This window comes from Streptomyces sp. NPDC036984, from assembly GCF_055607665.1.
This window is the reverse complement of record NZ_JBVJRL010000001.1, coordinates 315772-335550: the sequence shown is the minus strand read 5'-3', so window position 1 is coordinate 335550 and position 19779 is coordinate 315772. Positions and strand designations below refer to the sequence as shown.

General features: G+C 69.2%; 15 protein-coding genes and 1 pseudogene. 7 read left to right on the top strand and 9 right to left on the bottom strand.

All coding sequences use genetic code 11. The annotated features are described in order from the left end of the window. Positions 1-2: 2 nt before the first annotated feature. Complete coding sequence (locus ACZ7DL_RS01515) at positions 3-1298, bottom strand: alanine racemase (protein WP_470770516.1); 1296 nt, start codon at positions 1296-1298, stop codon at positions 3-5. 173 nt (positions 1299-1471) lie between these two features. On the opposite strand from ACZ7DL_RS01515, the gene ACZ7DL_RS01510 reads away from it, so the two are divergent. The 4 genes from ACZ7DL_RS01510 (at position 1472) to ACZ7DL_RS01495 (ending at position 4381) form a co-directional block, all read left to right on the top strand. Beyond that, positions 1472-2521, top strand: a complete 1050-nt coding sequence (locus ACZ7DL_RS01510) for a sugar kinase (protein WP_470770515.1) — start codon at positions 1472-1474, stop codon at positions 2519-2521. Further along, on the top strand, positions 2518-3279 hold the full coding sequence (locus ACZ7DL_RS01505; protein ID WP_470770513.1) for an IclR family transcriptional regulator: 762 nt from the start codon (positions 2518-2520) through the stop codon (positions 3277-3279). Before ACZ7DL_RS01510 ends, ACZ7DL_RS01505 begins: the two co-directional genes overlap by 4 nt. Before the next feature lie 9 nt (positions 3280-3288). After that, the gene (locus tag ACZ7DL_RS01500; RefSeq protein WP_470770512.1) at positions 3289-3699 is read left to right on the top strand and encodes a RidA family protein; all 411 of its coding nucleotides are present in this window, start codon (positions 3289-3291) and stop codon (positions 3697-3699) included. A 127-nt stretch (positions 3700-3826) separates the two neighbouring features. Further along, positions 3827-4381 carry a hypothetical protein gene (locus tag ACZ7DL_RS01495; RefSeq protein WP_470770510.1) on the top strand — a complete coding sequence of 185 codons (555 nt, stop codon included), beginning with the start codon at positions 3827-3829 and terminating at the stop codon, positions 4379-4381. Between the two features lie 3 nt (positions 4382-4384). Here ACZ7DL_RS01495 and ACZ7DL_RS01490 read toward each other — a convergent pair whose 3' ends face one another. Both ACZ7DL_RS01490 and ACZ7DL_RS01485 read right to left on the bottom strand, forming a co-directional pair. Next, positions 4385-5728: a M14 family metallopeptidase gene (locus tag ACZ7DL_RS01490; protein ID WP_470770509.1), complete on the bottom strand. Its 1344-nt coding sequence runs from the start codon at positions 5726-5728 to the stop codon at positions 4385-4387. Positions 5729-5900: 172 nt separating this feature from the next. Further along, complete coding sequence (locus ACZ7DL_RS01485) at positions 5901-7157, bottom strand: DUF1266 domain-containing protein (protein WP_470770507.1); 1257 nt, start codon at positions 7155-7157, stop codon at positions 5901-5903. A 280-nt stretch (positions 7158-7437) separates the two neighbouring features. On the opposite strand from ACZ7DL_RS01485, the gene ACZ7DL_RS01480 reads away from it, so the two are divergent. Then, entirely contained in the window at positions 7438-8097 is a 660-nt protein-coding gene (locus ACZ7DL_RS01480; RefSeq protein WP_470770505.1) for a hypothetical protein, read from the top strand. 87 nt (positions 8098-8184) lie between these two features. Then, a complete protein-coding gene (locus tag ACZ7DL_RS01475; RefSeq protein WP_470770503.1) occupies positions 8185-8493 on the top strand; it encodes a hypothetical protein in 309 nt (102 codons plus the stop codon). A 178-nt stretch (positions 8494-8671) separates the two neighbouring features. Here the strand turns inward: ACZ7DL_RS01475 and ACZ7DL_RS01470 are convergent, their stop codons facing one another. The 6 genes and pseudogenes from ACZ7DL_RS01470 to ACZ7DL_RS01445 all read right to left on the bottom strand — a co-directional run bounded on the left by ACZ7DL_RS01470 (position 8672) and on the right by ACZ7DL_RS01445 (position 18556). After that, positions 8672-9070: a hypothetical protein gene (locus ACZ7DL_RS01470; protein WP_470770502.1), complete on the bottom strand. Its 399-nt coding sequence runs from the start codon at positions 9068-9070 to the stop codon at positions 8672-8674. A gap of 412 nt (positions 9071-9482) precedes the next feature. Beyond that, positions 9483-10083, bottom strand: a pseudogene (locus tag ACZ7DL_RS01465) (RHS repeat-associated core domain-containing protein); the annotation flags it as partial. Positions 10084-10793: 710 nt separating this feature from the next. Beyond that, a complete protein-coding gene (locus ACZ7DL_RS01460) occupies positions 10794-15563 on the bottom strand; it encodes a putative T7SS-secreted protein (RefSeq protein ID WP_470770500.1) in 4770 nt (1589 codons plus the stop codon). Beyond that, complete coding sequence (locus ACZ7DL_RS01455) at positions 15563-16213, bottom strand: hypothetical protein (protein ID WP_470770499.1); 651 nt, start codon at positions 16211-16213, stop codon at positions 15563-15565. Before ACZ7DL_RS01455 ends, ACZ7DL_RS01460 begins: the two co-directional genes overlap by 1 nt. Then, positions 16210-16695 carry a hypothetical protein gene (locus tag ACZ7DL_RS01450; protein ID WP_470770497.1) on the bottom strand — a complete coding sequence of 162 codons (486 nt, stop codon included), beginning with the start codon at positions 16693-16695 and terminating at the stop codon, positions 16210-16212. The genes ACZ7DL_RS01455 and ACZ7DL_RS01450 overlap by 4 nt, the downstream gene beginning before the upstream one ends. 142 nt (positions 16696-16837) lie before the next feature. Next, on the bottom strand, positions 16838-18556 hold the full coding sequence (locus ACZ7DL_RS01445; RefSeq protein WP_470770496.1) for a chitinase: 1719 nt from the start codon (positions 18554-18556) through the stop codon (positions 16838-16840). 284 nt (positions 18557-18840) lie between these two features. On the opposite strand from ACZ7DL_RS01445, the gene ACZ7DL_RS01440 reads away from it, so the two are divergent. Continuing rightward, complete coding sequence (locus ACZ7DL_RS01440; protein ID WP_470770494.1) at positions 18841-19722, top strand: hypothetical protein; 882 nt, start codon at positions 18841-18843, stop codon at positions 19720-19722. Positions 19723-19779: the final 57 nt, after the last annotated feature.

Below are 19779 nucleotides of genomic sequence, written 5' to 3'. Positions count from 1 at the left end.
TCCTAGAAGAACGTACGGATGTAGTCGACGACCGTCCCGTCCGCCTCGGCCACCGGGATCAGCTGCCACTTGTCGAAGACCGTGCACGGGTGGGACAGGCCGAAGCCGATCCAGTCGCCGACCTCGACATCGGCGCCGGGGCCGGTGCGCAGCCACAGGTGCTGGTCGGACAGGGCGGTCACCTCGACGTCCGCCGCCGAACGCTCGGTGCCGTTCCGGCGTACCACGTGCGCCACCGGATGGTCGAGGTCGTAGGCGGCGTCCCGCTTGCCCGCATTGACGAAGGCCTCCGTCGCGGACGGCCGGGACACCACCTGGGCCCACAGCCGGAACGCGGGCTCCAGCGCGCCCTCCTCGGGCACCCGGTTGAACGGGGTCAGCCTGTCGTAGTGCAGGTCGTCGTGCGAGACGTAGGCGCCGGAGCGCAGCAGCTTCAGCACCGGGAGCGAGAGTGCGGGGATGCCGGCGAACACGTCGGCGACCGCGTCGAACCACTCGCTGCCGCCGGCGCTCACCACGATGTCGCTCGCCTCGGCGAAGCGCCCGGCCCGGTCGAGCTCCACGGCGAGGCCGACCAGGCGCCGAAGCCACTCCCGCACCCGCTCCGGGGAGGCGCCCGGCACCTGGGCCTCGTATCCCGCCACACCGACGAGCCGGAGCGTCCGTGTGCCGGCCACGGCCCCGGCCACGGCCAGGGCCTCCGCCTCCGTGCGCACACCGGTCCGGGCCCCTTCGCCCGCCCCCAGTTCGATCACGACGTCCACGGGCCGGGCGGCGTCCCGCAGGGCCGCGTCCATCAGCTCCACCCCGCGCACCGAGTCGACGTAGCAGACGAGACGGAACTCCGGGTCGGCGGCCAGCTCGCCGGCGATCCAGCGCAGGGCGGAGGCGTCCACCAGCTCGTTGGCGAGGAAGATCCGCTGGATGCCGAACGCCCTGGCGACCCGCACCTGGTGGGGCACCGCCAGCGTGATCCCCCAGGCGCCGTGCTCGATCTGCCGGCGGAAGAGCTGCGGGGCCATGGAGGTCTTGCCGTGCGGGGCGAAGGCCAGGCCGTGCCGGGCGGTGTACGTCTCCATCAGCGCGAGGTTGTGCTCCAGGCGCTCGGCGGACAGGGCGAGGACGGGCGTGGTGAAGCCGTCGCCGTCCCGGAAGAGGTTGCGGCGCTGGGCGGCCAGCTCGGCGACGGTGAGGCCGTCGGCGTCCGGGGGGAGGCCCTTGAAGCGGTGGTCGACACGTTCCTCGGCCAGGCGGGCGAGACGTGCCGCGGCCTGGCGGGCCAGCGCTTCGGTGCTCATGGAGCCCCTCTCTCGGCTGTTGCGCTATATGCAACGGCCATTGCATGCAGTGCTTACTGGTGTCTAGCATCTTGCCGAACACCGGGTCAACGAAAGCCGCCACCCGGCCCTCGACAGGAGCCATCATCGACGACGCTGCTTACGCCTCGGTCGTTGCGCACACCGGGAACGTCATGGACGTGGTGACGCTCGGCGAGGCCATGGTCACCTTCCTGCCCGGCCGCCCCGGCCACCTCGCCGACGTGCCTTCCTTCCACCGGTCCATCGGCGGCGCCGAGTCCAACGTGGCCTGCGCCCTGGCCGCCTTCGGCCACACGGCACGCTGGGTCGGCCGGGTCGGCGCGGACGGCTTCGGCGACCATCTGGTGGAGCGGATCGGCGGGTACGGGGTCGACGTGTCCGCCGTGCGCCGGGACCCGGGCCGCCCGACCGGCCTCTACTTCCGCACGGCCGGCGACCGCGGCACGGACGCGCACGAGGTGGCGTACTACCGGGCGGGGTCGGCGGCCTCCGCCATGGCCGTGGACAACGTCGACCTGGCGGCGGTGCGGGCCGGGCGGGTGCTGCATCTCTCCGGGATCACGGCGGCGCTGTCCGGCGACTGCCTGGAGCTGATGCGCGAACTGACGGCACGCCGGTCCGGCCGCCCGCTGATCTCCTTCGACGTCAACCACCGGCCCGCGCTGTGGCCGGACGCCGACGGGCCCCGCGTGCTGCTGGAGCTGGCGCGGGGTGCCGACATCGTGTTCGTCGGCGCCGACGAGGCACGTCGGGCCTGGGGGCTGCACGGCAGCCGGGCGGTCCTGGAGGCGCTGCCGGAGCCGGAAACGGTCGTCGTCAAACAGGGCAGGGGCGGAGCGACCGTCTTCCACCGGCACACCGAAGGCACCGAGGATGCCGAAGGCACCGAGGACGCCGGCGGCACCGCGACCTTCGTCCGGGCCCCGCACGTGGACGTCGTCGCCCATGTCGGCGCGGGAGACGCCTTCGCCGCCGGCTTCCTCTCCGCCACCCTCCGCGGCCTTCCCCCGAAGACCCGCGTCCGGTACGGCCACCTCTTCGCCGCCGCCGCCCTCACCACCCCCGGCGACCTCGCCGCACCCCCCGCCCGCGGCCACGCCGACCGCCTCGCCGCCCTGGACGACCACGCATGGGGGAGACTTCGTCTCGGCCCCGGCTGGACACAGGCCGATCGGGCCCCGGAGGAGGCGAACACCCCATGAGTCAGACCGTCGACCGCGCCCTGAGCATCCTGCCGCTGCTCGCCGAGGGCCCCGCCGACCTCGGGCAGGTCGCCGACCGGCTGGGCGTGCACAAGTCCACCGCTCTCCGCCTCCTGCGCACCCTGCACGAACACGGCTTGGTCTACCGCCAGTCCGACCAGCGCTACCGGCTCGGCGCCCGTCTCTTCGCCCTCGCCCAGGAGGCGATGGAGAACCTGGACATCCGCGAGATCGCCCACCCCCACCTCGTCCGGCTCAACGAACAGTGCGGACACACCGTCCACCTCGCCGTCCACGAGGAGAACGAGGTGCTGTACATCGACAAGGTGGAGAGCCGCTATCCGGTCCGCATGTACTCGCGGATCGGCAAGCCCGTGGCCATCACCGTGGCGGCCGTGGCCAAGCTGCTCCTCGCCGACCTGCCCGGACCCGAGCGCCGCGCCCTCGCCGAGCAGCTCGACTATCCCGCGTACACGGCCCGTTCGACCCCGAACGCCGAGGCCTTCCTGAAGGAACTCGCCACGGTGCGCGAACAGGGCTGGGCCACCGACCTCGGTGGCCACGAGGAGTCCGTCAACTGCGTCGCCGCCCCCGTCCGCGGTGCCGACGGCCGGGTGGTCGCCGCGATGTCGGTGTCCGCGCCGAACGTGGTCGTCACCGCCGAGGAACTCCTCACCCTGCTCCCGCTGGTGCGCCGTACGGCGGACGCGATCAGCGGCGAGTACTCCGGCAGAACACCCGTAGCAGACCATCGGTAAGGAATCCGTATGACGGAAAAGATCGCGCTCACGCCGAAGACCCACACCGCTCCGCCCGCGAAGTTCTCGCACGGCGTGCGGAAGGGCAACATCCTCCAGGTCGCCGGCCAGGTCGGCTTCCTGCCGGCGGCGGAGGGAAAGCCTCCGACGCCCGCCGGCCCGACCCTGCGCGAGCAGACCCTCCAGACCCTCGCCAACGTCAAGGCGGTCCTGGAGGAAGGCGGAGCGAGCTGGGACGACGTGATGATGATCCGTGTCTACCTCACGGACGTGGACCACTTCGCCGAGATGAACGAGATCTACAACGCCTACTTCGAGGAGCAGGGCCTCACCCAGCCGCCCGCCGCCCGCACGACGGTCTACGTCGGTCTGCCGGCCGGCCTGCTCATCGAGATCGACGCGCTCGCCGTCCTGGGCTGACCGACGCCCTCGCCGTACCGGGCCGACGGCACCTCACGCGTGTTCCTGCGCCGACCGGTTCTCGTGAGCTGACCGGTTCTCGTGAGCTGACTGGTTCCGGCACAGGGAAGTCGTCCATACTGCCGCCGTGGAGCAGCGCATAGGATCGAGCAGCAAGCCGGTGAAGGCCGAGCCGTTGAAGACCGAGCCCGTGACGGGCGCCGGTTTCGACCCGGCCTTCATCCCGGGCATCACGGGTCCGACACCGGGGGAGCCGGTCACGAAGGAGCCGGAGGCCGCGGTGACGAAGGCCGAGAAGCCCGCATCCGAGGAGGCGGCGCCGAAGGACCCGACGCCGGAGGAACCGGTGGCCGGCGACGCGGCCGCCGAGGCGCGGGCGGACGACGACGAGACCGCCGAGGACGGCCCGGTCTTCGAGGCGTCCGACCGCCGGGCGCGGATAGTCGCCGACCGCAGGGGCGTCCGCCTCAGCCTGGACGAGGAGGCCTGCGAGTTCCGCTGGGACGAGATCGCCGCGGTCGAGACGGAGTCCCCGCGCTTCGGCAAGCGGTACACGATCACCGTGCACACCCCTGACCGCCGCTGGTTCCCGATCGAGATCGAGGCGACGGCCAGGGCGCGCTTCAAGGAGTGGGACGAGCAGCTGGACGCGGTGCTCGACGCCTACTTCGAGGAGGCGTAGCCGCTAACCGCAGTACTGGTCGGCCTTGCCGATCGACCGGTACATGCAGTCCGCGTTCTCCAGCAGCTGCAGCACAGCGTCCCTGTTCCGGGAGGTCTCCCGCTCGATGACTTCATCGGGCGGGTAGAACCCCCCGTTCCCGCTCGACGCCGGATACATCTCGAAGGTGTAGTCGAAGATCTTGTGCACACCCCAGAGATAGTCGTCGATGGAACCGTCGGTGATGTACAGATCACTGGACTGCTCCGGGGTGTACCCGTTGCTCGCGGCCATCTTCCGCCCCACCGCCTTGAACGCGGCGGCGTCGTCCGCGGTCATGCCGGTGGCGGTGTCCGCGTAGGTGTACCCGAACGGCCACAACACCAGCTCGCTGTAGGTGTGGAAGTCGATTCCCGCCTTGATCTGCTGCCTGCCCCCGACGACCCGGCTGCGCACGAAGTCGGAGACCACCTTCACCTCGGGCGCGGACTCGGCGGCGGTCCCGCGGTAGGTCTCCGAGGACGTGGACCCGGACGACCCGCCGCAGCAGCCCCACTTGTAGTTCCAGTTCCGGTTCAGGTCGGTCCCGACGTACGACGAGCCGGAGTTGGGCTGCCGGTTCTTCCGCCACGACCGGTACGACCCGCTGGCGATGTCGTACTCCCCGCCGTCCGGGTTCAGATCCGGGACGATCCATATCTCCCGGCTGTTGACGACGTTCGTGACGCGCGCGTCGGATCCGTACCCCGCGCCGAGTTCCCGTAGCAGGTAGAGGGCCATCTCCACGGTCAGATGCTCACGCGCGTGCTGGTGGGCGGTGAACAGCACCTCCGGCTCGTCCTCGTCGGTGCCCACGTTGTCGCTCACCTTGATGGCGACGATGTCCCGGCCCTGGTACGACTTCCCGATCACCCGCTTGCTCATGATGTTCGGGTATGCGGCCAGCCGCTGGTCGATCTCGGCGTTCATCTCGGCGTAGTTGTGGTACTTCGAGTCGGTGCCGGGGAAGTCGTACAGCCGCGCACCGGAGCGTTGCGGCGCGGCGCCCAGCGGGCTGACGTCGTACCCCAGTCGGCGCAGCGTGCGGATCTGCTCCGCCCGCCCGGAGACGACGACGGTCTCCTCGTCGGCTTCGTCGACGCTGACGCCGGCCGCCTGGATGGCCGTACGCGTCACGGGGTTCGTGCTCTGGTGGATCTCGTACTGGCGGATCTCGTCGTCGCCGGGCGCGACTCTTCGGACGCTGTCGGCGGTGGCCTGGCCGACGGTGGCCGAGACGGGGGCGGTCAGGGCGAGGGCCAGGAGCGCACCGAGGGTGGCGGTACGTCTGCTGCCGCGCGCGCCGGAGCCGCGGATGCGAAGTCGCATGAACTCTCCTAGGGGTGGAGGTGGGGGTGTTCCAGTGCGACGTGCGGGTGCGGACCCGACGGGGCCTGCGGTGGGGCATCCCTGTGGGTCCGCTGTGCGGGTTGGCGCTCATGGTGAGACGTTGGCATGATCAGGTCAAGCCTTGCGGGGATGATGGCGCGAACCGTGTCCCTCACCGGAACGGAACGGTGCGCCACGGGCTCTTGGGGTCGGACATCAGAACCCGGTGGACGTCGACCATGTCCGTGTACCAGGTGCCGAACTCCTCGTCGTCGAAGTGCAGACAGCGTCCCAAGATGTACCCGGCGGCGAAGTCCTGCCAGGACTTGTAGGACCGCGCGGAGGCCCGCCCGGCCTCGATCACGGCGGACTCCGCCTCCGTCAGCGAGCAGTAGCGGGCGCCCAGCCCCCAGCGGGCCATGCCGGAGGCCCGCCCGAAGTTCCAGGCGTCCACGGAGCCGACGAACCGGTTTTCGTCGAGGATGCCGTCGGCCCGGAAACGCGCCTCGTACCGGGTGATGCGCCCCACGAGATGCTGAACGCCCTTGATCCGGGCCTCGATCTCCGCCTCCGGGACCGTGGGCGTGGTGGTGACCCCGTCAGGGGTGAGGACGGTCTCGCCGCCCGCACGGGCCCGCAGCACCCGGGCGACCGCGTCACGCCAGTACGAGGTGTCGACGTGGCCGCCGAAGTCACGGGCGATGGTGCGGCGCAGGCTCAGGGCGAACTCCCAGACGGGATTGGCCCCGTCGGGGTCGAGCAGGGCCCGCTGCTGGTCCTGCCACTCCTCGCGGCTGGTGACACCCCACCACTCCCGGAGCAGCCGCCGCTCCGCCGGATACCCGTTGCCGTGGTACGCCATGGCGTTCCAGGCCAGTCCGTCGCGTACGAACAGCAGCGCGCCGCAGGCCAGCCCCCGCGCGACGGGCCCCTCCAGCGGACCGCCCACCCGGAGCGTGAGCACCCGCGCCCGGTCCAGCGGGGCGCTGGACCGTTCGGCGGCTTGTGCCCACACGGTGGAGTGCGGCGGCGCGGAGGGCAGGAACGCCTCGCACGGACTGCCCGGATCGACCACGATCATCGCCGGATCGCTCGGCGCCCACACCCGGGCGAACCAGCCGAGGCTCTGCCAGTCGAACACCCGGTACGGATCCGGCGCCGGCAGCATGCCCTCGGTGTACACCGCCCAGATCCGCCCGCCGGCGACCCGGGGATCGTGCCCGAACACGGGGTTGACCCGGTCCGGTTCGGCATCCGCCTTGTCACGGCGTATCTCGAAGTACAGGCGGCTGTCCGCGAGGGCGGCGAAATAGGCCGCCCAGTCCCCTCGCGACTTCGCCTCGTAGAGTGCCTGCTCGATCCGCGTCGGCGGGTTCCAGGCGGGCGGCGCGGCAGGCCCGAATCCGGCGGGCGGCGGACCGAACGACATGACGGAGCCCTTCTCAACTTGTGTACGTCTGAGACCACTTGAGGCGCCTGATCATGTTATGCGACCGTGAAGCGGCCGCTTCGAGGCGGTACACGCACACCGGCGCCGCCGGAAAGCCTGCTCCCCACCCGCTCCCCTCACCTGATCCGTGCCCCGTGACGGCACTGTCCGGAGTCGGTGACAAGCGAGGTCCGGGTAGTGCGCAACGGGTGGGGCGTTGTTACGGTCCGGATCCGGGTGCGGCCGGTCGGGCCGCCCGTGCACAAGGGGGACGTCCCACATGAACACGCATCGCCTCAGACCTGCCGTCATCGCATGCGCGGCCGTCGCACTGGCCGCGGCGCTCACCGGCTGCCAGGGGAACGACTCCGCCGCGGGAGCCGACGGCACGCCGAGCGCCGCCGCCACGGCGAGCGCGGCGCCCGGTACCTCCGGCGGCAAGGGCGGGGCCACGGCGAGCGCGGCGGCCACCGGCGGCGCCGCGTCGGGCGCGGGGAGCGCCGGCACGCCCGCCGGGAAGCCCGCGTCCAAGACCACCGGACCGGCCACCACCACGGCTCCGGCCGCCGACTGCGCCACCGAGGCGCCGGACCCGGACCACGCCGACCCGGACGAGATCGTCGTCAGCCGCGCCGAGGAACTCCCCGGCAGCACCGGAAAGGTGAATCTCGTCATCCGGCACGGGGCCTGGGGATGCCCCGGCAAGGACACCGACGGCAGGCCGTTCCTCACCGACGGCGAGGACAGCCGCTGGGCCATGGACCAGGCCGCGTACGTCACCGCCGCCAACCCCATCACCGACAGCAGCGAGAACCAGCGCATCGGCGTCCAGGAACTCATCGACTGGCTCGACGCCCACCCCGACGCCGGCCTGGTCTTCAGGTACGAGACGGGCGACGACGGGGCGATCCACAGCCTCCAGCAGGTGTACACGCCGTAGTCACCGCTGGGTCGTGAGGGGAGCTTTGTTACTGACGGGTTAACATGTGTTGGTAAAGACCAACCCAAGCTCCATCTGGGGGAACACATGACCAAGCGCTTTGCCGCCCTGGCCGTCTCCGCGGCCATCGCCGGAGGCCTCCTCGTCACGTCGATGCCCGCCCACGCCGCCACGTCGGCCGACCGGGGCGCGGTCCTGGTCAAGGCCTCCATCACGTGCAACAAGAGCGAGCTGCGCCATCAGATCGCCGCCCTCAAGGAGAAGGCCGCGAAGCTGAAGCAGCTGGGGGAGACCGCGGCGGCCAGGAAGGCCCTCAGCGACGCGACCGCCCTCGAGAGGAAGCTCGACGCGTGCATCCAGGCGGAGGACAACCAGAGCAAGCCGTTCCCCGGCTAGCGCTCCGATCTTTGCCACGTGGCGCCGCCCGCCCCGCTCCAGGGGTGGGACGGCGCCACACGCTTGTCCGGCACCACTGACACTGCTCAGCGCCTTGAGTCACCTGGCGGGAGGGAGCCCGAATTCCTCGGACGGTGATCCGAGAGGCGTGAGATGCCCTGTCTCGGACGACTTTGGATCAGTGTGCTGGCATCGGGATCTGCTGGAGATGTCGGATGATCAGCTCGAAATCGGAGAGTGCCGTGAGGCAGAATTCTTCGTCTTGGGTGTTGATGGAGTGGACGACGTCCGAGAAAGCAGGATTTTCGAGCCCCTGAGCTTCATGCAAAATCCGGCTCGGCAGCAGGACCCAGTTCCTCCTAGTCCTGTCGAGCTCCCACTCGAGTTGGGTGGGCACTTTACTCACGGCATTCTCGATGAACTCTGCGATACCTTCCTGGGGGGATGTGTAACGCCACCCCAGATAAGGAACTTGATGGTAGCCGTATACGTCGTTGTATTCTTTGGGCAGTGCAAACCAAGCCAGCTCGCCGAATCTGCTGAGGGCTTGCGCTGCCTCGGTGTTTCTGTTGAGCATGTGATCGATCCGTCTCACCAGAGGGGGCCGGAATACCCGCCGTTTGTGACGACGAGCTTCTTTCCCGGATTTGTTAGGCGGATGGCCCGCTCGTAGTCTCCGTATGGAATCGGATGCTTACTCATCGCAGGGTCGTACACGTACCGTCCGTCGGTGTAGACGTCATGGTATCGATAATCACTCAATACCTGTCCCATCTTCTCGGGGATGGTGATATCGCGGCCTCCGTGTGCTGTGAAGTTGATGATTTTACCCTGACCGCCCGTTTCGCGCAGGATATACTCGGCGATTTCTGAGCAGTCTACGTTTCCGCCGATTGGTGCCGACCTCATGGCGGTCGTTGCGGCTTCACTTGGAGGGTGATTCGGATTCGGTTCCCTGAAGTCAAAAGGCCCTCGTGACTCTTCCGCTTCGGGATAGTCCGGTGCGAGTCCGAGTGAATCGGAGTACGCCTGCGGGTTGAAGACGTACGTGGCGGGGTTGGGGGCCGGGGCAAGACCGAGGGGGTCCGCGCTGAGGTACCGCGCCGTCTCGGGGTCGTAGTGGCGGAAGTAGTTGTAGTGGAGGCCGGTTTCCGGGTCGTAGTACTGGCCCGGGAAACGTAGGGGCGTGTATGTCGTGCTGTCTGTCGCCCACGCCGTCGTTCCCCACAGGGTGCTGCGCGTTCGCCAGGCGATCTCGCCCTGTTCGTCGATGAGCTCGCTCGGGGTGCCGACCAAGTCCGTGACGATCGCGAAGAAGCGGGAGTCGATTTCCTGCTGTGGGGCTTCCGCCGGGGTGATGCGTTCCGTCTGGGAGAGCGGGCGCAGGCCCTGGTGGTCCCAGGTGAGGGTGACAGGGTGGGGGGCTTTGCAGTCGCGGATGGATATGTGGGTGTCCAGGTCGGCGACCTCCACGCAGGCGTCCTCCTGGCAACCTCCGGAGAAGGGCGACTTCTGCCAGGTTCCGGGGGCAGCATGCTCACAGCGCCTTCGCCAGCCCGTGGATGAAGGATCTTCCACTTCCCACCGGTAGCTGCCGTGGTGCTCCAGTGCGGGTAGATCCATGAACGGCGTCGGGAGCCGGCCTCGGTACTCCTCCCACCAGCCCTGTGTCCTGTCCGTCGCCATCGTGACCAGAGCCTCGACCAGAGCGGCATCCGTGCAGCAGTACTGAGCCGCGAGCCGCCGTGCACGTTCCTCGGTGCCCCCGGTCGGGTGCAGACTCAACCAGCGCCGACCCACGTCGTGCACGCGGTGCACGACGTGGGCCGGTGACTCTCGATCGCGTTACTCGAATTCGTGCGTGACGATCCAGTATTCGTCTTGTTCGACTGTGACTGCGCACAGTGCGCTGCCATCGAGGGAGAGGCAACAGAATTCCGGCCTGCCGATGGCGGTGCGGACGCGGGAGGGCAATCCCGTTTCTAGGGGCCTGGGGTCGCGCACGCGGAACCATCCCTGTCTGAGTGACCCCGCCCCCCACAGTATGATCAAGAATTCTCGGTCGTGCGAAGTGATCAGCGGGTAAGCCACTTCCTGCCAGCGCATATCGAGAATGCTTAGAGAGTTTCCCTTCTTCGCCACTGTGACAGCAGGTCGGACATTTCCGCCTGATACTCTGAGGGCGGCGATCTCGGGATGCAATGAGCCCGGGACCGGGGGTGCTTGCGAGACTTCTAGGCCGCACTTTCGAATCGTCGACTCCCAGTCAATCTCGCCGCCTTCGGTCATTTCATGTGTTCCTACCATGAGCCCCAGCCATGCTCGTAGAAGAAGTGATGATCGCCGCCAGGTTTGTCGATGGCGTCATACCGCTCCCAGGAATCCTTGTACCGGTAGAAGTCGCCAGGTGAGTTGTCCCAGCCGAAGTTTACTCCTGTTCTTGTCGGGTCGAGTTTAGGCTGCCCTGCATGGAAATGGGGTCCGGCCTTGTCAAACGTATGCTCCACAATGACACGAGACCCGCCTGGTGTCTCAAACTGCCGAAACCTTCCCAGGTGGGTGACGTTGTCGGAATAGAAATAGCCGGGCATGTGAGCCTGGTGTTTGACGTCCGTGACCACCCATTCCGCGTCAGGAATGGCCCCATAAGGTACCCCCGCCGCGTCAAAGGCTGCACGCTCAGCCTCTTCTCGTGTGGCGAAGGGATTTTCTTTTTCGCCCTTCGGGGGGCAATCAGGTGCGAGCCCGAGGGAGTCGGAGTACGTGATTGGGTTGTGGACGTATGTGCCCGGGTTCGGCGCTGGTCCAAGCCCGAGCGGGTCGGGACTGAGGTAGCGGGCGGTCTCGGGGTCGTAGTGGCGGAAGTAGTTGTAGTGGAGGCCGGTTTCCGGGTCGTAGTACTGGCCCGGGAAACGTAGGGGCGTGTATGTCGTGCTGTCTGTCGCCCACGCCGTCGTTCCCCACAGGGTGCTGCGCGTTCGCCAGGCGATCTCGCCCTGTTCGTCGATGAGCTCGCTCGGGGTGCCGACCAAGTCCGTGACGATCGCGAAGAAGCGGGAGTCGATTTCCTGCTGTGGGGCTTCCGCCGGGGTGATGCGTTCCGTCTGGGAGAGCGGGCGCAGGCCCTGGTGGTCCCAGGTGAGGGTGACAGGGTGGGGGAGGTCGGCGGATGTTGTCGTCTGTTCGCAGAGGGTGGTGCCGTCCCAGGTGAAGTCCACCCGCTCCACGACCCTTTCGCCGTCGTCCGCCAAACGGAGTTTTGCCGTGCGGCGGCCCAGGGGGTCGTATGTGTAGTGCCAGCGGGTGCCGTCGGGGGTCACGACTGACGTCAGGCGGTCTTCGGCGTCCCACTCGTAGCGCCAGGTGTCCGGCTTGCGGGACAGGCGGGTCTTCTGGCGGAGCGTGATGCGGCCCAGGGCGTCGTGTTCGTAGCGGACGTTGCCGGCTCGGGTGATGCGGGTGCCGGCGTACGTGCGTGGGCCTCTTGCCTCCCCGCCCGGGTGGTCGGACGGCCAGGACGCGTGGGTCTGGTTGCCTGCCTCGTCATAGGCGTAGCGCTCGGTCCAGTTCGCCGCGTGGACCGCCGTCACCCGCCCCGTCGCGTCGAGATCGAAGCGGCGGGTGCCGGACAGGTGGTCGTCTATGCCGGTCAGGTTGCCGTCGGCCCGGTAGGTGTATGTCCGGCGTTGGACCGTGCGGCCCTGCACTCCGGTCACCGACTGGGTTGTCAGGCGGCCCAGGGCGTCGAAGCTGTGCTGGAGGGCGATAGCGCCGCCGACATGCCGGGTCAGTTCGCGGCCCGCGTCGTCGTACGTGAAGTCGATGGCCCGGCCCGAGGCCACCATGGCCGTTCGGCGGCCCGCCGCGTCGTACGACCACGTTGTCTCGGCCCCGGTCGGGGTGGTGCGACCGGTGCGGCGGCCCAGCGCGTCGTAGGTGTATTTCACCGTGCGGCCGTTGACCGTCTCCGAGCGCAGGCGGCCGTAGCGGTCCCGCAGCAGCGTCAGTGTCGTTCCGTCCGGCCCCGTCGCTTGGGCCAGTCGACCGGTCAGGTCGTAGGCATAAGTGGTGACCTGGCCCGCCGCGTCCTGGCGCAGCACCTGGCCCAGCTCGTTGCGGTCGAAGGTCGTCACTTCGCCGAGGGCGTTCCTCCGTGAGACGAGGCGACCGACCGGATCGTACTCGTAGGCCAGCGTGCGGTCGTCGAAGTCCGTCTCCTGTACCAGGTGGCCGGCCGCATCGTACTCGTACGTCCACGTCAGGCCCTGCGGGTTGGTGACCTTCGTCAGGCGCAGTTCCGTGTCGTGGTCGAATTCGTAGCGGACGCCGTCCGGGCCGGTGCGGGCCGTCAGCTGGTCGAAGTGGGTGTACTCGAAGCGCGAGACGCCGCCGAGCGGGTCTGTGTGGCTCGTGCAGTTGCCCTCGCCGTCGTAGGTCCAGGTCTCCGTCGTGCCGTCGGGGGCCGTGCGGCGGGTCAGGTGGCCTTCGAGTGACCATTCCAGGCGGGTAGTGGCGCCGCTGGGATCCGTGATCGCGGTCGGCAAACCGAGAGCGTTCCGCTCATACCGTGTCGTGGCGCCCAGCGGGTCCGAGACCTCCACCGGGAGACCCGCCCGGTCACACACGACCGTCGTCGTATGGCCCAGGGGGTCCGTCACCGCTGTCAGGTGGCCGGCCTCTGTGTACGTGAAGCGGGTCGTCTGTCCTGCCGGGTCCGTGACAGATGTGCGGTTTCCCCGGTCGTCGTACGTCTGGCGGATCACCGTGCCGTCCGGACGCACCACCTTCAGCGGCAGACCCAGGTCGTCGTACTCCGCCCGCGCCTCGCGGCCGTCCGGGCGGATCACCCGGGTGAGGTTGCCGGCATCGTCGTACTCGAACGTCGTCGTGTGGCCCAGGGGGTCGGTCGTGGACAGCAGGCGGTTGTAGCGGTCTCGGCGGTAGTGGGACGTCGCGCCCAGTGGGTCGGTCTCCGCTACGACCTGCCACGCGTCGTTGACCAGGTAGCGGCGGGTACGGCCCTCGGCCGTCGTTGCCGTCGTCGTCCGCAGACCCGTCGTCGGGTCGGGGTCTGTGTAGGTCAGGCGGAGGGCCATGTGGCCTTCCGAGCCGCCCTCCGCTGTGCAGCGGTCCTGATCGTCGTACTCGTACGTGTAGCTGCGGTCGTTCGTATCCGTCCAGGAAGTGATGCGGCCCCGCTCGTCGTAGGTGAAGCGGAGCGGCAGGCCCGATGAGTTGATGACCTGCGTGAGGTTGCCGTCCGTGTAACCGAAGCGCTTCAGTTCCTCGCCGGTGGCGGTCAGGTGGTATGCCGTTACGCGGCCCGCTTCCGTTGTGATGCGGACGCCCTGGCCGGCGCTCGTGTACACGCCCAGGGGAGTGCCCTCGGGGTCGTATTCGAAGGTGGTCCAGTTGCCGTTGCGGTCGTCTATCTGTGCGAGGACCGCCAGGTCGGGGCCTCGGTCGGCGAAGTGCCAGGTGCGGCGGGTGTGAGGGTCTGTGATGGTGTAGCCGTCGTCCACCCGGTCCAGGGGGAGGCGGGGGCCGTGGCTGGGCAGGGTGGGCAGGCCGGGGGCGGGGTGGGGGTACGACAGGAGGAGGCCGTCCTCCCTGACGTAGACGACTCCCTCCGCGTCGATCTCCAGGCGCTGGTCCAGAGTGGAGGACCAGGACGGGCCGAACCAGCGGCCCAGGTGGTAGCCGGATTCCACCCGCCGGGTCAGGAGCAGGGGCAGTGCGCCGGGGAGGGCGACGTCCGTCTGCGGCAGGTACATCTTGCCGGTGGCGAGGTCGATGGGGTCGGTGTTCTTGCTCTCCACCGCTTCGTCGGTGCGGGAGGGCTGTTGGGGGTCCTCGTTCACCCGGTCCCGGGCCGACTTCCCGGTCGCGCCCTCCGCTCCGGCCCGCGCCTCGCGTTCCGCCGCGGCCTCCGCCGCCCGTCGGGTGAGCCCTGTCTCCGCCGCCTTCCGGGCGAGACCCGCTTCCACGCCGAGGCCGTCGGTGCCCAGGAACTGGGGGAGCATGCGTCCGCCGAACTCGGACGGGTCCTTGCGGAACTCGTCCCACATGGTCTTCGCGGTCCGCTCGGGGTGGGCGGCGGTGGAGGTCAGACCGGAGAGCGTCATGCTGACGTTCTGCATGTAGGCGGCCGGGTGGGTGAGGTTGTAGGGGTCCATGGGGTCCAGGCCGCGGACGAAGTTGACCAGCCCGGCCGTGCCCTTGGCGACACCACCCGCGAAGTGGGTGAGTTCGATGCCGGTGGACACGGCGCCGTCCCTCAAGTCACCCTTGAGACGGTTCAGCGGTGGGGGTTCGGCGGGGGCGTGGGCCAGGGCCGCCTTCACCTGGCTCTGCGCCTCGGAGGCGGCGGTGTTGCGCTGCTTGCGGGCCTCGGCCAGCTTGTGGTGGGCGGCCTGGACGTCGGCCTTGCCCGGATCGTGGAACTGCCCGGGCTTCGGGCCGGGATCCTCGCCCGCGTCCGCCTTGGCCTTGTACGACTCGACCTTCTCCTGGTGGGCGTCGAACGCGTCCTTGGACGCCTTCACGCCCTTCTTGTAAAGCGCTACGGCCTCCTTCGCCTGGCCCTGAGCCCACTTCACGGTGTCGGCGTACGACTCCAAGGCAGCAGCCGCCGTCCTGCACGCCTCCGCCGCATGCGCCCACTTGGTCGGGTGCACCCCGAACTTCTTGCGGAAGGCGTCACCGCCCTCCCCCTTCCAGCCGGAGGAGTCGACCTTCTTCAGCCCCTGGCCGACCTTGTCGAACGCGCCATGGAAGTCCCGCAGGTGCTTGGCGCTCTCGCGAATCTTCACCGGGCTGCCGTGGACGAGTTCGTTCGCCTCCTCGGTCTCGCCGAGCTGCTGCTCACCCGGGGTCGCGCCCAGGTCGGAGGCGACCCCGTCACCCCAGTCCTCCACCACGTCGGCCCACTTGTGCGCCCCGACATGGTCCAGGCCCTCGCCGATCTTGTCCGTGGTGTAGTCGACGGTCTCGCCGAGGAGCTTCTTGCCGCCGTCGACCAGCCGCTCGCCCCCGCTGAGCAGCGAGTTGGTGATGTCCCCGATCCCCATCAGCCCTCACCGCCCTGCTGCTCGGCGGCAGCCCTGGCGCGGGCCTCCGGGGAGGGGCCGAAGGTGTCGTCGAGGTACTCGGCGTACTCGGCGTCCGTCATACCGACGGTGTCAGCGCCCGGGCTCAACGGCCCCAGAACCCGTGAGGTCGCCATGTCCCGGCCGGCGTCCTTCCAGCCCTGCTTGCTGTTGGCCCACGCCTCCTCGAAGGACTCCTTGCTGTAGTCCACGTCCCCGCCGTACGCCCCGGACTCGGCGATCTCCCCCCAGCCCATCTTCTCCACGTCCTCCTCGGACGCGTACGGATTGCCGATGGCCGCGTTCTCCACGACCTTGACAGTGCCCTCGACGTACTTGTCGGTCTCGAAATACGTACCCGCCGCCAGACCCGTCTTCTCAGCGAACCCGTTGCCCTCGTTGATCAGCGACCGAACGCCCCACTCCCAGCGCTCACAGAACGACTTGAAATCCCCCGTAAGACCCTCGTGCCCCAGCTCCAGCCCGGACAGCGCGACCTCACCGAAGCCCCGCCCGGCCCCGGACGTGCCGAACCCGCCCAGCTCCTTCAACTCCCCCAGCGCATCGGTCAGGCCCTTGGCGATCAGGGCCAGCCCCTCCGTCGCCAGATCCTTGCCGCTGCCTTCGGTCACCTCTCGTCCCCCGTCTCGCCGTCGACATCCACCGCCACCTCGTCCGGCACGATCCCGCGCACCGGAGGAAAGACCGTCCCGTCCTCCCCGTCCGCGCAGTCCAGCGCCACCCCGCACGGCACCCCGGCCGCGGGTACCGCGGCATCCAGCAGGCGTGCGCCCAGCCACCGCTGGTACGCCCACTCCCGGTCGCCCTCCCTCCGCGCGAGCGCGAAACGCGCAAGAGCCTGTTCGTTCGAGAAGGCATAGATCCAGCGGACGCCGCCGTGGTCGGCGGTCAGCGGGGCACCGGTTTCCGCATCGAGGGGGACCAGTACGGCCGTACGCCGGAACTGCCCCAGCAGGACGGCGAACTCGCGCCGCCTGCGCTCGGCTCCGCCGGAGGCCTGCTGTTGGCCGGTCTCGACCGAGTCCACGTAGTCGTACAGCCGCGACCTGCGGGTATTGCCCAACCGGGCTGCGCTTCCCCCGTGTTCAGCCATGCCCGGGATCATCACACCGTCTTGTTGCCAGGTGCAAAAGGAATGACTGGCTGACCGCTCGAGTTCGGCCGCCCGGACGCATGGCAGCGCCCGGACCTGAAGGCCCGGGCGCTCAAGGTGACCGTAGGGCGTGCCGGTCACGTCACGGCAGTGCGTGCACGTGTGCCCCCACCGGGTTGGACCACGCGTTCCCGGACGTCGCGTCCCAGTTCGTGGACCAGGTCATCGCGCCCCGCAGGCCGGGGTAGGTCTTGGACGGCTTGAAGGTGCCGCAATTGGTGCCGGCCGTCAGGCAGTCCAGGGCGTTGTTCACCACCGTGGGGGAGACGTAGCCGCTGCCCGCCGCTCGCGTGGAGGCCGGGAGGCCGAGGCCGACCTGGGACGGGGACAGGCCGCCCTCCAGCTGGATGCAGGCCAGGGCGGTGAGGAAGTCGACCGAGCCCTGGCTGTAGACCTTGCCGTCGCAGCCGAGCATGGAACCGCTGGTGTAGTACTGCATGTTGACGACCGTGAGGATGTCCTTCACGTTCAGCGCGGTCTGGAAGTAGGCGTTCGACGTCGACTGCATGTCGATCGTCTGTGGCGCCATGGTGATGATCAGGGACGAGCCCGCCTTGGCCGACAGGGCGCGCAGCGCCTGCGTCATGTACGTCGCGTTCAGACCGTTCTCCAGGTCGATGTCGACACCGTCGAAGCCGTACGTCTGCATCAGCGCGTAGACGGAGTTCGCGAAGTTCGTGGCCGATGCCGCGTCGTTCACCGACACCGTGCCCTTCTCGCCGCCGATCGAGACGACGACCTTCTTGCCGGCCGCCTGCCTGGCCTTGATGTCGGCCTTGAACTGGTCGACCGAGTAGCCGCCGAGGCCGGAGGAGTCCAGGCTGAAGGACACCGCTCCCGGCGTGGAGGTCGCGTCCGCGAAGGCCACGGCGATGATGTCGTAGGCCGAGGGGACGTCGGACAGCTTCTGGACCGTCGCGCCGTTGTCGAAGTTCTGCCAGTAACCGGTGACCGCGTGCTTGGGCAGGGCACCGCCCCCGCCGCCGCCCGTGCCGGAGGACGTCGTGCCCGTCACCGTCGCCGACTTCGCCGACTCGCCCGCCGCGTTGGTGGCGGTGACCTGGAACGCGTACGACGTCGCGGCCGTCAGGCCGGTCACCGTCGCCGACGTGCCCGTCACCGCCGTCACCTTGGTGCCGTTCCGGTAGACGTTGTAGCCGGTCGCGCCCGACACCGTCGACCACGACAGGGAGACCGAGGAGGACGTCGTACCGGAGACGGTGAGGCCGGCGGGCGCCGCCGGGACCGTCGGGGCCGGGTCACCGCCCGAGCCGCCGTCGGGGCCGTGGACCGAGATGTCGTCGGCGTAGTAGGCCGCCTGGCCGTACCAGCCGTGGGTGTAGACCGTGACCGACGTCGTCGACGCGCCCGTGGTGAAGGTCGTCGACAGCTGCTTCCAGGACGTCGTGTCGGGGGTCCAGGTGGAGACGTCCGTGGTGCCGGTACCCGTCACGCCGAGGTAGGAGTAGCCGCCCTGCACCCACGCGCTCAGCGTGTACGTCGCGTTGGGCTTGACCGCCACCGACTGGGTGCACTTGGCGTTGTCCTGGCCCGCCGGGGTCGCCTTCAGCGCGCCGGAGCCGCCGTGCACCGGTGAGGAGACGGTCGTACCGCTGCCGGCCGAACAGGTCCAGTTGGTCAGGCCCGACTCGAAGCCCGCGTTGCGGACGTTGTTGACGTCCGCGGCGGACGCGGGGCCGGCCGCCGAGAGGCCCGCGACCGAGAGGGCCAGGGCGGTGGCGGCGGACCATGTCGTGAGCCGCCGTCCGCGGGGTCTGGGTGTGCCTGCTGCGCGGTCCACAGGTGCCTCCGGTGGGGAGTTGGCGGGGAGGGGAGGGAGAGGGCGGTGGCCACCGCTTGCGCCTAAGTTGGTCCAGACCAATCCGGGTGTCAAGAGGTCCAGACCAAAACGGTCCTCCGGTGCCAGCTCAACCTGTCCAGGTTTGGCGGGACTTGCTCCGGGAGAGTTCCACACCGGCTTCACAAACGCTGTTCTCCGGCCATACGGCCGTGGATACAGTGCTCAGGTAGTCACGCAATGAAGTCGCCCTGGCGCATGGGAGTTACCCCGGTGGGCCGGCGGGTGTGAAGAGCGGGGAGCTGCGCGTGCCAACTGCCATTGCCGTGACCAGCGCCGACATGGCGCTGCCGGCGCAGGACGAACGGACCATGCCCGCCGTCGTGCTGAGCGGCCTCGACCGCAAGCCGCTGGACCAGGCCCTCACCGAACTCCACGCACTGACCGAGCAGTACGGACACGTCGTCGTCGTGTGCTCCCAGGCCACCCCGGAGCCGGTCGTCCGGCGGCTGTACACCCTGCGCTCGCTGCTGGAGAGCGACCGTATCGCCCTGTTCCGCCCGGAGCTGCCGCCCCTCGGCATCGCCGTCCTCGCCCGGCAGCTGCGCCAGCTCGCCTCCTGCGACCTGAGCCCGGGCGTGCTCGCCTCCGCCGGACGGCTGCTCACCCACTACATCCACGCCGGCGCCGTCCTCGGCTCCGTCGCCAAGCTGGACAGGGTCCCCGTCGGACTGAAGGCGCACGCCAGATCCTGGGTGCCGGGCAGCCAGTTCGCCGTCCTCGCCCATCCCGAGCCCCAGCTCGTCAAGGTCGCGCCGGGCGCCACCCTCAAGGGGCCCGAGTTCAGCACTTGGATGCTGGTCGCGAAGGGGCAGCTGCCCGGCGACTGGACCGCCGGCCTCGGCACCCGGTGGGGCGTGCACGGGCTGCGCGAGACCCCGCTGCCCGCCGAGTCACCGGTGTGGTGGGGGACCGGCCGCATGGTCGAGTTCTGCGGCTACCTCGCCGACCTGTCGGTCCTCTACCAACTGGTCGCGTCCGTACGGCAGACCAGCTGCCACTGGTGCGGCATCGACGTCATCGGCGACCGCTGCGTCTTCTGCTCCGCCGGACCGCCCGCCCACGAACCCCCGGCCCCACGCGCCCTCGAAGCGAGAACGCCCGCCTGACCCCGCGCACGTGACCCATACCCCGCTCGACCGATCCCCCCCCGATGAGGTTGCACG

Coding starts and splice junctions, on each gene's coding strand:
- ACZ7DL_RS01515 (WP_470770516.1), bottom strand. CDS start 1,298: ATGAGCACCGAAGCGCTGGCCCGCCAGGCCGCGGCACGTCTCGCCCGC.
- ACZ7DL_RS01510 (WP_470770515.1), top strand. CDS start 1,472: ATGGACGTGGTGACGCTCGGCGAGGCCATGGTCACCTTCCTGCCCGGC.
- ACZ7DL_RS01505 (WP_470770513.1), top strand. CDS start 2,518: ATGAGTCAGACCGTCGACCGCGCCCTGAGCATCCTGCCGCTGCTCGCC.
- ACZ7DL_RS01500 (WP_470770512.1), top strand. CDS start 3,289: ATGACGGAAAAGATCGCGCTCACGCCGAAGACCCACACCGCTCCGCCC.
- ACZ7DL_RS01490 (WP_470770509.1), bottom strand. CDS start 5,728: ATGCGACTTCGCATCCGCGGCTCCGGCGCGCGCGGCAGCAGACGTACC.
- ACZ7DL_RS01485 (WP_470770507.1), bottom strand. CDS start 7,157: ATGTCGTTCGGTCCGCCGCCCGCCGGATTCGGGCCTGCCGCGCCGCCC.
- ACZ7DL_RS01480 (WP_470770505.1), top strand. CDS start 7,438: ATGAACACGCATCGCCTCAGACCTGCCGTCATCGCATGCGCGGCCGTC.
- ACZ7DL_RS01475 (WP_470770503.1), top strand. CDS start 8,185: ATGACCAAGCGCTTTGCCGCCCTGGCCGTCTCCGCGGCCATCGCCGGA.
- ACZ7DL_RS01470 (WP_470770502.1), bottom strand. CDS start 9,070: ATGCTCAACAGAAACACCGAGGCAGCGCAAGCCCTCAGCAGATTCGGC.
- ACZ7DL_RS01460 (WP_470770500.1), bottom strand. CDS start 15,563: ATGGGGATCGGGGACATCACCAACTCGCTGCTCAGCGGGGGCGAGCGG.
- ACZ7DL_RS01450 (WP_470770497.1), bottom strand. CDS start 16,695: ATGGCTGAACACGGGGGAAGCGCAGCCCGGTTGGGCAATACCCGCAGG.